The organism is Nocardia asteroides (assembly GCF_021183625.1).
In the GTDB taxonomy this organism is placed as follows: Bacteria; Actinomycetota; Actinomycetes; order Mycobacteriales; family Mycobacteriaceae; genus Nocardia; species Nocardia asteroides_A.
Window position 1 is genome coordinate 6,899,616 of record NZ_CP089214.1, and the last position, 13,706, is coordinate 6,913,321.

Consider the following 13,706-nt stretch of genomic DNA (forward strand, 5'->3'; position numbering starts at 1 on the left):
ACGAACCGACGGCCCGAAACGGGGCCTGCACCCTCATCGGCTCGGTGGAGCACAATCGTCCGGTCGCGAGAGGCGACGGGATCAGCGGCCGATGCTACCCCGTGCCGCGGGTACCGCGAGGCCGCGGTCCGCCCGGCTGTGGATAACTTCGCCCCGCGGCCGGACGCACCGCCCGGATTGCCTGCTTGCGTAACTCTGCAATTGCGAATCCCTTGGCGTACGGTGGGCTCACCGACGGAAGGAATCGCTGTGGCCCACATGGAAGTCGCGTTGAAGGATCTGATGATGCTGGACGGCGCGATCGCCGCGGCCGTCGTCGACTACGGCAGCGGGATGCCGCTCGGCACGGCGGGCGGCTCCAGGGACTTCGACATCGAGCTGGCCGCCGCGGGCACCACCGAGATCGTGCGGGCCAAGATGCGCACCATCGGCGATCTCGGGCTGGATGAGGAGATCGACGACATCCTGATCACCCTGCGCACCCAGTTCCACCTGCTGCGGCCCACCGGCAACGGGCTGTTCGTCTACGTCGTGCTCGATCGCGGCCGCGGCAACCTGGCGCTCGCTCGGCACAGCCTCAAGGCCGTCACCAGGGAACTCGAGGTCTGATCGCCGGATCGGCGCGGCCGGGGGGCCGGGAATCGGCGATTTGCTAGGGTTGGCGGGCAAATCTTCGGTGTACCGGTGCGCTGGTTGGAGGGTCGACGTGGGCGGTGTGCGCCGGCCGCTGTACCGGATGAAAGCCGACTTCTTCAAGACGCTCGGGCATCCGGCGCGGATCCGGGTGCTGGAATTGCTGAGCGAACGCGAGCACACGGTCGCCGAGATGCTGCCCGAGGTCGACGTCGAACCGGCGAACCTGTCCCAGCAGCTCGCCATCCTGCGCCGCACCGGCCTGGTCACCGCCCGCCGCGAGGGACTCTCGGTCACCTACGCCCTCACCTCGCCGCAGGTCGCCGAGTTGCTGCGGGTGGCGCGGGAAATCCTGACCACCGTCGTCACCGGGCAGGCCCAGCTCCTCGACGAGCCGGAGAGCGCGGAGAAGTAACCGGCGCCCGGCGCGGAGCCGGACGCCGATACCGCCCCGGGCTCAGGCGGGTCTCATCCGGCCCGCACCACGACGGCTGCCCGCCGGTACCACCGCTCGATGGTGTCGCCCTCGTTGCCGGTGTACCCCTCGGCCTCGTAGGCGTGCTCCTGCAGTGCTTGCGTCGGTGTGGCGCAGCGAATTTCGTCGTCGTGCACCTGCTCCGAGACCGCCAGGCCGGTTCCGTCGGCATCGAGACGCCAGGTCAGGGTGGTGATGACGACTTCGGGCTCGTCGGCGCCGGTTCGGTTGGCGTCCGGGTGGTCGCTCGCCGAGTGGTCGCTCGGCTCGCCGAAGATATCCTCCTCGTCCTCGTCGCCCTCGATCGACTCCCACTCGTCGTCGACCAGCGCCCATTCGCCGTCGGCGAACTCCCACCGCCGGCGCCTGCCCATCATGCCGAGCTCATAGATGAAGGCGTCGGTGCGGTGGTGGTGGATCACCTCGGTCAGGGCGAGCTCGACGGCGAGCCCGGCCGTCCCCGCGGCCGCCCGCAAGGCCGCCGCGCTCGCCGCGTCGGCGCCCTTGAGCCGATCCCAGCCGAGCCCGCGCTGCGAGTACTGGTGGTCGAGCAGATACACCAGCCGCTGCGGCGCCTGGTGCTCGGGGCCGTCGCCGCGCCGCCAGTGCGGGAGCGGGACCGGTGTCCCGAAGTAGGTGCGCAGCGCGGCCGTGAGCTGCGGACCCGTCGCCGGTGGCGGGTCAGCGGGGCGGGTGTCGCCGGTCGCGATCAGGTTGTAGGTCAACGCGATCCGGTACCCCTCGGTCACCGGGAGCACCTCGTGCTCGCAGTCGGCGTAGAAGGCCACGTAGCCCACCGCGTCGGCCGCGCTCTCGGTGTGCAGCCGCCGGTCGCCGTGCTCGATGACGAGTTCGCCGCCGGTGCACTCCGTCGGCAGCGTCAGCACCAGCGTGCCGATCATGCCGTCGGCCTTCTCCGAATCGCGGTGCCTGCGGAAGAACTGGCCCGGTTCGTAGACCAGCAGCGAATGCGGCTCGGCGCGCAGCGCGCAGCCGGCGGGAAGGCCCAGCTCGGCGCGGACGGTGTCGAGAACCGCGGCGAAGCCGCCCCCGTCGACCCGGACCCGGTCGAGCGGGACCTTCCAGGTGTCGCGTACCGCCGGGTCGAGCAGCGTCTGCTCGCCGCGGCCGAACTGCGCGGGCGCGGCCAGCGCGCGGAGCTGCCGCGCCTGCTCGGGCGGGACGGGGAACGCCAGCGGGCCGACGCCGTCCACCTCGACGGCGATAGTCGTGTGCAGGGTGCCGTGGGTGGCGAAAGAACCGGATGCCGTTGTGGAACGGAGCAACTCGACGATGTCGGGCAGGGTCTGGTCGGTCATGGCCGCCGCCGGAGCGCAGATCTCATGCGGCAGAACGTAGCCGGGACCGGTGACAGGTTCGCGTCGTCCCGGAACTGGGACTTGCCCGGCCGCAGGGCCATCGGCATCGTCGCAGGTGAACGGGGAACCGACGGGCCCCGCCGAAATTCACCGAAATTGATGTCCTTTAAAGGACCAAAGTCCCTAGCTTTCGGCTACACTCAGCTTGTCCGGGTTCGGCTTGAGCCGCCACGACCCGGGCGGTCGGATACCGGTGGTCCGGGTCGAGATGTGTTACGCAGCTCGGCCCGGCGCCATCCGCACCGAATTCCCCCTCACTCCCGGCCGGGCAGCGGCCCGAAGTCCGGTGCCTCGGGCAGGCGGAAGCTGCCCAGCACGGTGAGGCCGCGCTGACGGAAGCGGGCCAGGAGGAGCTGCAGGTCGCGCGTGGTGTCGGCGGGGCCGGAGAGCACCGTCGTTCCCGCCGCCGCGCCGAGCGCCCGGATCAGGTCGGGGAAGGCGGAGAGCTGCTCGGGGTCGAGCTCGCCGGCGAGAACGAATCGGTACCACTGCGGAGGCACGCCGGACCACCTTCCGTTCCTTCGTGCCCCACGGACCCGATCGACCCACCAGTTTCCCCGCGCCGCGTCCCGGCGGCACCGGTCGCGGGGAATTTCGGCGCGTCCCACCGTGATCTGTCGCGTTCTGCCCCGGTGCGTCAGCGTCCCGAATCCGGTCGCGGGTCGGGAATTTCGCTGAGCACCTCCGCGGCGACGAGATGATTGCCGAGGTGCGCGCCGTCGGCGCGCCACGGCGAAGCGGTTCGGCTCACCTCGTGCGGGCGCGCTGGACGCCGGTGCGCATCGGCAGCACGAATTCGCCGCTCGCGGTTTCCGGGGTGCTGGTGAGGTAGGTGCGGATGCGGTCGAGCAGGGTGTTTCGCTCCTGCTCGGGGAGGGTGAGTACGCCCGCGCGGGTTGCCAGCGTCGCGACCAGGGTGTCGGCGGTGCGGCGCTGACCGTGCGGGAATTCGGCCTGCTCCGGTTTGCCGAACCGGCCTGCCGTCGGGAGAAACGGACCGGTCGCGGTGCGCCAGCGGCTGCGCGTGTCCCTGGGGCCGATCACCACGCGGCCACTGACCCGTTCCAGCCCGGCGACCCAGCCGACCCGGTCGTCCAGCACGTTCCACAGCCCCGCCACCGTTCCGCCCGGCACGAGCACCCTGGTCAGCTCGGGCCCCGCCGCGGCCATGTCGAACCAGTGCATGGCATTGCCCGCCACCACCGCGTCGACGGAGTCGTCCGGAAGCGGGATCGCCTCAGCGCTACCGCGCAGGGCGCGCACCTCCGGCAGTGCGCGACGTAGTTCGGCCAGCATCGCCGGGTCCGGCTCGACCGCGACCACCTCGGTGCCAAGTGCGGCCAGCACGCCGGTCAGCTTCCCGGTCCCGGCGCCGAGATCGAGCACCCGCGAGCCCGGTGCGAGCTCCAGCGCCCAGCGCACCGCCGCCGGTGCGTAGTCGGGGCGGTGCTCGGCATACGCGGCCGCGGCCGCGCCGAACGGGAGGTCGTGGCCCCTGTCCTCTTCCATGCAGCCACGGTATGGGAATTCACTCCGTGCAGAGGTAGAGAAGCGGTCCCTTGCTATCGAATCGGGTGCTGTGGCAACGTAGCCCGACGCTCTCGGCAATCCGGATCGACGCGGTGTTGTGCGGCCGAATGGTCGCCCAGACGCGCGGCACCCCCGCCGCCAGCGCTTCGCGCAGCACCGCAGCGGCGGCCTCGCGCGCCAGGCCATGGCCTCGATGCGAGCACCGGATCGCGTACCCGATTTCCGGCTCCTCGACGCCGGTGCGCCCCGCGAACACCCCGCAGTTCCCGAGCAACATCCCGCTCGCGCGCTCCCGCAATCCGTACCAGCACAACCCGTTCGTCCAGTACGCGTCCATCCGCCGCCCGATCCAGCCCCGCGTCCACGCGATCTCCGACACCGGCCCCTCGCCGATCGTGTGCGCGGGCTCGGCGAAGATCTCGTGCAACTCCGTGGCATCCCCGATGTCGAACAGGCGCAGCGACAGCCGCGCGGTCTCGAGCGCGGCACCCATCGCCCGCCCAGGTCGGACAGCGGGTGTCACTCGTACGCCTCGCGCTGCTGCTCGTAGAGCCGCCGGTAGCGGCCTTCGCGGGCGATGAGCTGGTCGTGGGTGCCGTATTCGGCGGCGCGTCCTCCCACCGACGCCAGCGCCGAGACCGCGGCGTGCCCGGCGAGCAGCGGGCGCGGCACCTCGGCCAGCAACCCGAGCAGCGCTCGGCGAACAGCTCCGCCGCCGCGCCCGGACCAGCGCCCCCGCCGCCACCGCGGGTCGTACCGTGCGCCCGTCATCCCCGACCCCCTCCTCCGTACCGGCCAGGGATCCATGCTCGTGCTCCGGCACCCGTCGGGCAATCGGTGCGATCGGAATGACGAAAAACGTTCCGCCGCTTCGCTGCCGATCAGTGCTCAGGGTGCGCGGAGCCCGTCCAGCAGCAGTCGCGTCGTGCTGTGCACCCAGGCGTCGGTGAGCCCGTCCGGTCCGCGGATGAGCAGGGCGGCCAGCGCCGCGCCGATCACGACCTCCAGCAGGACGCCGCCGTCGAAGCCGGGCCGCAGCTCGCCGCGCTCGATGGCGGCGGCGAGGTGGCCGTCCAGCCCGCGCCAGCCCTGCACCGCGAAGCGGTCGAGCAGCCGCTGGTTCAGGGTGGCGTCAGCGGCGGCCTCGCCGATCAGGCCGGGGACGGCGAGCCGGGCCAGCGGCGAGGTGAGCAGCGCGACGGTGCGGGTGACGACGGCGCGCAGGTCGGTCTCCAGCGCGCCGGTGGCGGCGACGGCCGAGGTGTCGGCCTCGCGGAACACCGCCTCGTGCACCAGGTGCGCCTTGCTCGGCCAGCGCCGGTAGACGGCGGGCCGCGAGGTGCCCGCCCGGTCGGCGATGGCGGCCATGGTCAGATCGGCGTAGCCGACCTCGGTGAGCAGCTCGGCCGCCGCGCTCAGGACCGCCGAATCGATCCGGGTGTCGCGGGGTCGCCCATTCTGCTCCGTCATTTCCGTGACACGCGTAACGTTTCGCCCGTGGGCACTACCGGACCCGTGGTCGCCGACCTGCGCGACATCACGGACGACAGCTTCGGCGGCAAGGCGAGCGGACTCGCCGAACTGATGCGGCTCGGCCTGCCGGTGCCGCCCGGCTTCGCGATCGCCGACGCCGCCGCGGTCCCTGCTGCTGCCGTCATGGAACGATTCTCGCGCATGCGGGCCGCCGGATCGACGCCGGTGGCGGTGCGCTCGTCGGCCGCGGGGGAGGACGGCGCCGAGCTCTCCTTCGCCGGCCAGTACGAGACAGTGCTCGGCGTCGGCACCGAGCGCGACCTGGTCGCCGCCGTGCACCGCTGCGTCGCCTCCGCCGGGTCCGGCCGCGCTGCGCACTACGGCTCCGGCGGCGCCATGCACGTCGTGGTGCAGCAGCTGGTCGACGCCGCCGCGGCCGGGGTGGTCTTCACCGCCGACCCGGTCTCCGGGCGCCGCGACCTGCTGGTGATCGACGCGGTGCACGGGCTGGGGGAGAGCCTGGTCGACGGCTCCGGGCACTCGGACCACCACGTCCTCACCGCCGCGGGCACCACGGTGACCAGCGAGGTCGGCCCGCACCCGGTGCTCGCGCCCGGCCAGCTCGCCGCCATCCGCACCGGCGCGCAGACCGCCGCCGCGCACTGGGGTCGGCCGCTGGACCTGGAGTGGGCGATCGACCGCGCGGGCACGCTGTGGTGGCTGCAGGCCCGCCCGATCACCACCCTGCCCGGCGAGCTGGACGAGATGGACACCCCCGTCTCCGCCGGGCACGTCTACACCCGCTGCAATATCGGCGAGATGATGCCGGGTGCGTTCTGCCCGCTGACCGCGGCGGTCAGCGGGTACGCCATCGACTACGCCATGCAGATGGTGCAGGTCATGGGCGGGGTGCAGCGGGGGTACGAGGAGCGCTGGCCGCAGGTCGGCTACTTCTACGGCCACATGTTCCTGAACCTGAGCGAGGGCACCGCGCTGAGCTCGGGCATCCTCGGCAACTCGCGCGAGCAGTTCTCGATGTCGATCTGCGGCCGCGTGGTGGACGAGCTGGAGGCGGCGCCGCCCAAGCCGTTCGGGCAGCGGTTGCGGAACACGGTGCGGCTCAGCGCCTTCACGCTCAGCGTCGGCCCGGCGATCCGCGGGCTTGCCGCGGAGATCGACGGGTTCCCGGTGATCTCCGGGCGCGATCCGCGGGTCGTCCTGGCGAAGCTGGAGGCCGGGGTCGAGCTGTATCGCCGGGTGACGCTCACCCACGTCCGCTCCTCGTCGCGGGCGGCGGTGGCGGCGAACATCCTGGAGGAGCGGCTGATCCGCGCCGCCGTGCGGCGGGGCGCGAGCGAGGCGGACGGCCGCGCCGAGGCGATCCGGCTGCTCGCCGGGGCCACCGACGTGGAGAGCGTCGTCATGGTCGAGCAGCTGACCGGCGTCATCACCCTGCTCGCCGCCGACCCGGACGTCGCCGCGGCGTTCCTCGCGGCGGCACCGGCCGAGGCGGTCGAAGCGCTGCTGGCGGCGCCGAGCCCGGCCGGGGCGGCGCTGCGCGGATTCCTGGCGCGGCACGGCCACCGCGGCTACCGCGAGCTGTGCATGCGCGACCCATCCTGGGCCGACGACCCCGACGGGCTCGGCTCGATGATGCAGATCATGCTGCGCGCCCCCGCGCCGGACCGCGAGGGGGCCGCGGCGCCAGGTCCGCGCCGCGGCGCGCTGCGGCTGCTTGCCCGGCTCGCTCAGGGCGGGGCCAGGGGCCGGGAGGAGACGAAGTCCCGGATGGCTCAGGTCGCGCACCGGCTCAAGCGCGGCTACCGGCACCTCGGCGCGGTGCTCAGCGAGCGCGGCGAGCTGCCCGACGCCGACCTCGTCTTCTTCTTCGACCGCGCCGAACTCGCCCGGCTCGTCGAAGGCGACACCTCCCTCGTGCCGCGGGCGGAGCAGCGCCGCCGGGCGCTGCCGTTCCAGGCCGCGCTGCACTTCCCCGACGTCTCGGTGGGGCGGCCGGAGCCCGCCCCGCCGCGCGCCGCCGTCGCCGTCCCGGCCGATGGAGAGATCGTCGGCCGCCCCGCCGGGCGCGGCGTGGTGGACGGCACCGTCCGGGTGGCGCAGTCGATCGTCGAGGCGCGCGACCTCCGCCCCGGCGAGGTGCTCGTCGCCCCGGTGACCGATGTCGGCTGGACCCCGTACTTCGCGGTGATCGCCGCGCTGGTCACCGACATCGGCAGCTCGGTCTCGCACGGCGCCGTCGTCGCCCGCGAGTACGGGCTGCCGTGTGTGGTGAACACCCTGGTGGCGACGACCGCGCTGCGCACCGGCGACCACGTCCGGGTCGACGGCGACCGCGGCGTGGTGACCCTGATCAGCCGTCTTTGAACCGAATCCGAGGAGCCGAACGTGCCGCACGTGCCCGGGGTATTCCCGCTCGACGAGTACCCCATCCACCAGATCCCCGCCCCCATCGAATGGGTGGGCGGCGACCGCAACTTCTACGACCGGTCCTACTGGAACGCGCTCGACCACTCCGGCGAGCTCATGCTGATCACCGGCATCGGCTACTACCCGAACCTGGGCACCAAGGACGCCTTCTTCGTCGTCCGCCGCGGCGAGGAGCAGATCGCGCTGCACTTCGGCGACGCGATCGACAGCGACCGGCTGAACCAGCACTGCGGGAACTACCGGCTGGAGGTGGTCGAGCCGCTGACCACCTCGCGGCTGGTGATCGCGGAGACCGAGGGCATCGCCGTCGACATGACCTGGCGCGCCTCGTTCCCCGCCATTCCGGAGCAGCGCCACGTCATGCGCTCGGGCAGCCACCGCACCATCATCGACGCACAGCGCTTCGCCCAGGTCGGCACCTGGGAGGGCTCGATCAGCATCGACGGCACCGTCTACCCGGTCACCCCCGACCGTTTCACCGGCACCCGTGACCGCTCCTGGGGGCTGCGCCCGATCGGCGAGGCCGAACCCGCCGGGCGCCCCGCCGACCCGCCCTTCGGCGGCATGTGGTGGCTCTACGCCCCGATCGCCTTCGACGACTTCGCCGTCGTGATCATCATCCAGGAGGACGCCGACGGCGAGCGCAGCCTCAACGACTGCCACCGCGTCTGGCCCGACGGCCGCACCGAGCAGCTCGGCTGGCCGCTGGTCTCGACCACCTACCGGCCCGGCACCCGCCTGCCCGCCGTCGGCACGCTCGCGCTGCGCACCCGCGACGGCGCCGAGGTGCGGTTGGAGCTGGAGTCGAAGCTGTTCCTCGCCATCGGCGTCGGCGGCGGGTACAGCCCCGACCCGGACTGGCTGCACGGCCAGTGGCACGGCGAGAACTTCACCGAGCGGCGGAACTACGACATGACCGCGCCCGAGGTGGTCGGCAGGCTGCCCTTCGGGCTCACCGACAATGTCGGGCGCGCGGTCTGGCACGAGGAGGGGAAGGAGCCGCGGGTCGGCTGGGGGCTCTACGAGCACGGCGTGATCGGCGTGCACCGGCCCAGCGGCTTCACCGACTTCTTCCAGGCGGCGCCGGAGTAGGGGCTTCTACTTCGCCGCGCTGCGCTCCCCGTCCAGCCGGCTCATCACCCAGCCCGCGCTGGCGCCGTGCACGAGCACCGACAGCACGATGGTGAACGCCGTGACCGCCCAGATGGTCTCGCCCGCCGCCCCGAAATCGGTCTGCGCGAGCGCGTAGGCGACGTAGTACACCGAGCCGATGCCGCGCACCCCGAAGAACGCGGTCACCCGGCGCTCCCTCGGGTTCAGCTCCGGGCAGCGCCGCAGTGACAGCCACGCGGCGGCCGGGCGGACCACGAAGACCAGCAGCACCCCGAGCAGCGCGCCCCGCCAGTCCAGCGCCGCCAGCAGCCCCGAGGTGAGTGCGGCGCCGAGGAGCAGCAGCACGACCAGGGTCAGCACGTGCTCGAGCTGCTCGACGAGGCTGTGCATCTCCTCGTGGTAGTCGTTGTCGCGCTCGATCCGCCGCATGGCGACGGCACAGGCGAAGACCGCGATGAAGCCGTACCCGCCGATCAGCTCGGTGAGCCCGTACACCGCGAGCACCGCGGCCAGCGCCACGATCGGCTCGCCGCGGTCGGCGAGCCGCGCGTCGCGGATGGGGAAGCGGAAGAAGCCGCGGCCGAGCAGGTCGCCCGCGATCCACCCCGCGGCCACGCCGAGCGCCACCTTGCCGACCAGCTCCCACGCCACCCAGCCGGGCAGCCAGCTCAGGATCGGCCCCGCCGAGGCGAGCATGATCGCCAGGTAGACGAAGGGGAAGGCGAGGGCGTCGTTGAGCCCGGCCTCCGAGGTGAGCGCGAACCGCACCTCGTCGTCCTCCTCGTCCGAGCCCTCGCCGGGCGTCGGCCCCTCCACCTGCACGTCGGAGGCGAGCACCGGGTCGGTCGGGGCGAGCACCGCCCCGAGCAGCACCGCCGCCGCGGGCGGCAGCGCGACCGCCCACCAGCCGAACACCGCCACCGCCGCGATGCAGACCGGCATGGCGATGAGCAGCAGGCGCCAGGTGGAGCGCCAGGTCCGCCAGTGCAGCGGCCGGTCGATCGCCAGCCCGACGCCCATCAGCGCCACGATCACGCACAGCTCGGCCAGGTGCTCGATCACCGCCGGGTGCGCGAGCGGGGAGACCACCTCGATGCCGGTGCGTCCGATCACGAGCCCCGCGAGGGCCCCGATCCCGACGACCAGCATCGGCGCGGTGATCGCCCGATCCTTGAACAGGCGGGGCAGGGTCGCCGCCAGCAGCAGCGCGATTCCGGCGGCCAGGTAGGCGCCTTCGATATTGTGCTCGGTCATCGTCGTTCGCCGCGCGGGCACCTATCTCTCGGGGCAGTGAGACTGCTCTACCCGGGAGGTTCCGGACGAAACGGTCTCAGCCCAGCCCCCGCAGGAAGGCGAGCAGCTCGGCATTCACCTCCGCCGGACGTTCCTGCTGCACCCAGTGCCCCGCCCCCTCGATCATGACCTCGCGGTACGGCCCGGTCAGGATCTCGCGCATGCGGTGCCGCGGCGTGGTGAGCAGGGTGAAGTCGTCGGTGCCCGCGAGGAACAGGGCGGGCACGTCGATGGTGGGGGCGTCGGCGAGCAGTTCCCAGTTGCGGTCGATATTGCGGTACCAGTTCAGCCCGCCGGTGAAGCCGGTGCGGGTGAACTCGGCGACGTAGTGGTCGATCTCCTCGGCGGTGATCCAGTCCGGGTCGCTCTCGGGCTCGGGCAGACGGTCGACGAACCCCTCCGGGCCGGGTGCGACGAGACGGAGCATGGCGGCCTGGGCGCGAGGGTCGTCCCCGGCGCGCAACCCGCTGAGCAGGCGGCGGAGCGCCGTCGCCGGATCGGCGTCGAGCTCGGCGTCGGCGGGCCCGACCGGCTGGAAGTAGAGCATGTAGTAGAAGTTCTCGCCGAACCGCTTCGCGAGCACCCGCATGGGCGGGACCGGCGGGCGCGGCGTCGGCGGCACGCTCAGCACCGCGACCGCCTCGGTGCGCTCGGGATGCAGCTGCGCGAACCCGGCGGTCACGGTGGCGCCCCAGTCGTGCCCGACGATCACCGCCCGCTCGGCCCCGACATCGTCCAGCAGCCCGGCGAGATCGCCGGTGAGGCACGCGATGTCGTACTCCTCGACGGCCGCCGGACGCTCCGACCCGCCGTACCCCCGCTGGTCGGGGGCGAGCACGTGATACCCCGCGCCTGCGAGCGCGGGGAGCTGGTGCCGCCAGGAGAACGCGAGCTCGGGAAAGCCATGCGCGAGCACCACGACCGGCGCGCCGCGATCACCGGCCTCGGTCACCCGCAGCGTCACGCCATTGGTGCGGACCGGCCGTTCGACGGTGCGATACATCCTCCCAATCAACCACAGCCGGGTGCACTACTCCCGGTGCAGCCGCTCCCGCACCGCGGCCATCCGCGCCGCCAGCTCGTCCTGGCCGATCACGCCGCGCTCGAGCAGCGTGTGCGCGGTGATCACCGCCGAGCGGGTGCGGACCGGGAAGTCGCGGTAGACGGTCTCGCCGAGCGCGTCCTCGGCGTGCCTGCGCTCCAGGTTGTCGAGTGCGCCGCGCCAGGAGAGGCACTCGCAGGTGGCCTGCATGCTCGACTCCCACGGGTCCGGCCTGCGGTCGAGGCCGGGCAGCGACTGTTCCCGCTCGGTGCCGGCGGGCAGCGTGGCGAGCAGGACGTCGTAGGGCGCGGTCATCCGCGGGCCTCCCCGTGCATGGCGTCCTCGGCCTGGCTGGGCGGTTTCTGCGCGGTCCAGCCGACCTGCGGCAGCGCGACCCCGATCATGGTGTCGCGGGTGACGATGGCGGCCAGCTGCTCCTCGGTCCAGCCCTCGGTGCCTGCCGGGCGCATGGGCATGACCATGAACCGGGACTTCTGGTTGGAGTCGTGCACCCGGACGTCGACCTCGGCCGGGAAGTGCAGCCCGAACTCGGCGAGCACCTCGCGCGGCCTGCGCACCAGGCGCCTGCGGTAGTTCGGCGTGCGGTACCAGTCCGGGGACATGCCGAGCACCGGGCGCGGGTAGCAGGAGCAGAGCGTGCAGACGATGACGTTGTGCACCTGGGGGGTGTTCTCCAGGACGTAGAAGAAGGTGTAGTCGCTGGGGGTGCCGGAGCCGGTGGGGTCGCGCCAGTCGATCCCGACCTCCCTGCAGGTCTCGGTGCCGTCGGCGAGCAGCCGCGCCTTGAACTCCGGGTCGGTCCAGGCCCTGGCCACCAGCTTGGAGCCGCCGTGCGGGCCGACGGTCTCGGCCCACTCGGCGAAGCGGCGGTGGTCCTCGCGGGAGAACAGCCCCTTCTCGATGGCGAGTTCGCGGATCGCGGTCTCCAGCACCTCGAATTCGCTGATCTGCCCCGCGGTTTCGATGGGGGCGTGGTCGTCGTGGTCGTGGGTCACTGCGTGTCGTCCTCCTGTGCGGGGGTCAGCCAGTGTTCGGAGATCTCGGTCTGCAGGGTGTCGGCGGGGAAGCCGGTGTAGCCGGGCCAGAGGTCGTGCTGCTGGAAGCGGACGACGTAGAAGGGTTCGGTGCGGCCGTCGTCGCGGCCCCACGCCTCGTCCTCGGGGATGACCCACTCCGGGCGGTGCTCGACGACGGTGCCGGTGCGGCCGCGGGTGTAGAGCTGGGTGCGGGTGTGGAACAGGGTGGTGGCCTCGCGCACGGTGACCCGGTCGCCGACGTCGAAGCGGCGGGCCGTCACCGCGCGGCCTGCCTGGCGCGGACCTCGTCGAGCTTGGCGCTCAGCTCGTCGGGGGTGACGTACCCCTTCGCCACCAGCGTCTTCGCCGCGACCATGGCCCAGCGGGCGTAGTAGGGCAGCCCGAAGTAGAGGGTGGCGCCGAGGTCGTTCTCCGCGCGGCGGCGCTCCTCGGAGTTCCACACCCCGCGCCAGCCGAGGCATTCGCAGGTGACGTAGGTGTTCATCTCCCACTCCTCCTCGGTCTTCTCCAGGTACGGCACCGGAATGTCGGGCTGGCCGCCGACGTCGTGCAGCACGTGGCGCAGCGCGGCGAAGAGCTCGTCGGAGATGTCGTACGGGGAGTCGAGCGGCGTGCGCGAGACCGGCGCCACCCCGGCGACGCGGGAGGCGAGCTGGTCGAACCGATCCGGTGCAGTCATGGCGGCTCCGCGGAGGTGTCAGTGATGTAGGTCACTTTCAATGACTGTAGAACATAACACGTGCTCAGGGTGGTGACGTTTACGCGGTCGCGCCGGTGGAAATGCGGGGTCGACAGCACAGCGGGACAGGGGACGGGGCAGATGGTCGCGGGATTCTCGAGGGCACGGCTGATGGCGGGCGTGCTGGGGCTGGCGCTGCTCACGGGGTGTGCGGAATCGCCGCCCGAGCAGCTCGGGCGGGAGGACCGGGCGGCCGCCGTCCCGGTGTTCGAACTGCACATGCCGGAGCAGGTGTGGCAGCGCACCGACGTCCGGCTCGGCGATCCCGGCGTCGGGGATCCGGTGACGCTCGTCCCGGAGGCCGACGGCATGGTCCGGATCGAGCTGACCGGCGAGCAGATGGTCGACTACCTCGTCGCGCTCGACCACAACGCGCACGGCGGCATCTCCGCCGACGACCCGGAGCTCGCCACCGCCGTCTACGACCTCGTGGTCCGGGTGATCGACACGCTGCCGCCGCCCGCGCCCGGGCAGCCGGCGCCGAGCGTCGTCGTCCCCGCCACCGTCCTGCCCCCGGCCTGAA

The 13,706-nt window shown here is 72.4% G+C and carries 17 protein-coding genes; 5 read left to right on the forward strand and 12 right to left on the reverse strand.

All coding sequences use genetic code 11. The annotated features are described in order from the left end of the window. Positions 1-249 precede the first annotated feature (249 nt). Positions 250-609, forward strand: a complete 360-nt coding sequence (locus tag LTT61_RS32115) for a hypothetical protein (RefSeq protein WP_233017753.1) — start codon at positions 250-252, stop codon at positions 607-609. A gap of 127 nt (positions 610-736) precedes the next feature. Then, positions 737-1,048, forward strand: a complete 312-nt coding sequence (locus LTT61_RS32120) for an ArsR/SmtB family transcription factor (RefSeq protein ID WP_233021276.1) — start codon at positions 737-739, stop codon at positions 1,046-1,048. 53 nt (positions 1,049-1,101) lie between these two features. Here the strand turns inward: LTT61_RS32120 and LTT61_RS32125 are convergent, their stop codons facing one another. The 6 genes from LTT61_RS32125 to LTT61_RS32150 all read right to left on the reverse strand — a co-directional run bounded on the left by LTT61_RS32125 (position 1,102) and on the right by LTT61_RS32150 (position 5,487). Beyond that, positions 1,102-2,427 carry a 2OG-Fe(II) oxygenase gene (locus LTT61_RS32125; RefSeq protein ID WP_233017754.1) on the reverse strand — a complete coding sequence of 442 codons (1,326 nt, stop codon included), beginning with the start codon at positions 2,425-2,427 and terminating at the stop codon, positions 1,102-1,104. A gap of 314 nt (positions 2,428-2,741) precedes the next feature. Beyond that, the gene (locus LTT61_RS32130; RefSeq protein ID WP_233017755.1) at positions 2,742-2,987 is read right to left on the reverse strand and encodes a hypothetical protein; all 246 of its coding nucleotides are present in this window, start codon (positions 2,985-2,987) and stop codon (positions 2,742-2,744) included. Positions 2,988-3,234: 247 nt separating this feature from the next. Continuing rightward, entirely contained in the window at positions 3,235-3,996 is a 762-nt protein-coding gene (locus LTT61_RS32135; protein ID WP_233017756.1) for a class I SAM-dependent methyltransferase, read from the reverse strand. Between the two features lie 19 nt (positions 3,997-4,015). Beyond that, positions 4,016-4,510, reverse strand: coding sequence for a GNAT family N-acetyltransferase (locus LTT61_RS32140; RefSeq protein WP_233017757.1), 495 nt, complete (start codon positions 4,508-4,510; stop codon positions 4,016-4,018). Positions 4,511-4,536: 26 nt separating this feature from the next. Then, a complete protein-coding gene (locus tag LTT61_RS32145; RefSeq protein WP_233017758.1) occupies positions 4,537-4,788 on the reverse strand; it encodes a hypothetical protein in 252 nt (83 codons plus the stop codon). A gap of 117 nt (positions 4,789-4,905) precedes the next feature. Further along, positions 4,906-5,487 carry a TetR/AcrR family transcriptional regulator gene (locus LTT61_RS32150; protein ID WP_233017759.1) on the reverse strand — a complete coding sequence of 194 codons (582 nt, stop codon included), beginning with the start codon at positions 5,485-5,487 and terminating at the stop codon, positions 4,906-4,908. Between the two features lie 27 nt (positions 5,488-5,514). On the opposite strand from LTT61_RS32150, the gene LTT61_RS32155 reads away from it, so the two are divergent. Next, positions 5,515-7,875 carry a PEP/pyruvate-binding domain-containing protein gene (locus LTT61_RS32155; protein WP_233017760.1) on the forward strand — a complete coding sequence of 787 codons (2,361 nt, stop codon included), beginning with the start codon at positions 5,515-5,517 and terminating at the stop codon, positions 7,873-7,875. A 30-nt stretch (positions 7,876-7,905) separates the two neighbouring features. Continuing rightward, complete coding sequence (locus tag LTT61_RS32160; protein WP_233021277.1) at positions 7,906-9,030, forward strand: hypothetical protein; 1,125 nt, start codon at positions 7,906-7,908, stop codon at positions 9,028-9,030. Positions 9,031-9,036: 6 nt separating this feature from the next. On the opposite strand, the gene LTT61_RS32165 is transcribed toward LTT61_RS32160, so the two are convergent. The 6 genes from LTT61_RS32165 to LTT61_RS32845 all read right to left on the reverse strand — a co-directional run bounded on the left by LTT61_RS32165 (position 9,037) and on the right by LTT61_RS32845 (position 13,123). After that, positions 9,037-10,305, reverse strand: coding sequence for a cation:proton antiporter (locus LTT61_RS32165; protein WP_233017761.1), 1,269 nt, complete (start codon positions 10,303-10,305; stop codon positions 9,037-9,039). Between the two features lie 76 nt (positions 10,306-10,381). Continuing rightward, positions 10,382-11,347: an alpha/beta fold hydrolase gene (locus LTT61_RS32170; RefSeq protein ID WP_233017762.1), complete on the reverse strand. Its 966-nt coding sequence runs from the start codon at positions 11,345-11,347 to the stop codon at positions 10,382-10,384. A gap of 27 nt (positions 11,348-11,374) precedes the next feature. Further along, positions 11,375-11,701 (reverse strand): nitrile hydratase subunit beta, encoded by a 327-nt coding sequence (locus LTT61_RS32175; protein ID WP_233017763.1) that lies wholly within the window; start codon positions 11,699-11,701, stop codon positions 11,375-11,377. After that, positions 11,698-12,402, reverse strand: coding sequence for a thiocyanate hydrolase subunit gamma (gene scnC / locus LTT61_RS32180; RefSeq protein WP_233017764.1), 705 nt, complete (start codon positions 12,400-12,402; stop codon positions 11,698-11,700). The genes LTT61_RS32175 and scnC overlap by 4 nt, the downstream gene beginning before the upstream one ends. Next, a complete protein-coding gene (locus tag LTT61_RS32840) occupies positions 12,399-12,704 on the reverse strand; it encodes an SH3-like domain-containing protein (protein ID WP_332909218.1) in 306 nt (101 codons plus the stop codon). The genes scnC and LTT61_RS32840 overlap by 4 nt, the downstream gene beginning before the upstream one ends. Beyond that, the gene (locus tag LTT61_RS32845) at positions 12,701-13,123 is read right to left on the reverse strand and encodes a hypothetical protein (protein ID WP_332909219.1); all 423 of its coding nucleotides are present in this window, start codon (positions 13,121-13,123) and stop codon (positions 12,701-12,703) included. Before LTT61_RS32845 ends, LTT61_RS32840 begins: the two co-directional genes overlap by 4 nt. Positions 13,124-13,294: 171 nt before the next feature. Between LTT61_RS32845 and LTT61_RS32190 the strand changes: the two genes are divergently transcribed. Then, the gene (locus LTT61_RS32190; protein WP_233017765.1) at positions 13,295-13,705 is read left to right on the forward strand and encodes a hypothetical protein; all 411 of its coding nucleotides are present in this window, start codon (positions 13,295-13,297) and stop codon (positions 13,703-13,705) included. Position 13,706 lies beyond the last annotated feature (1 nt).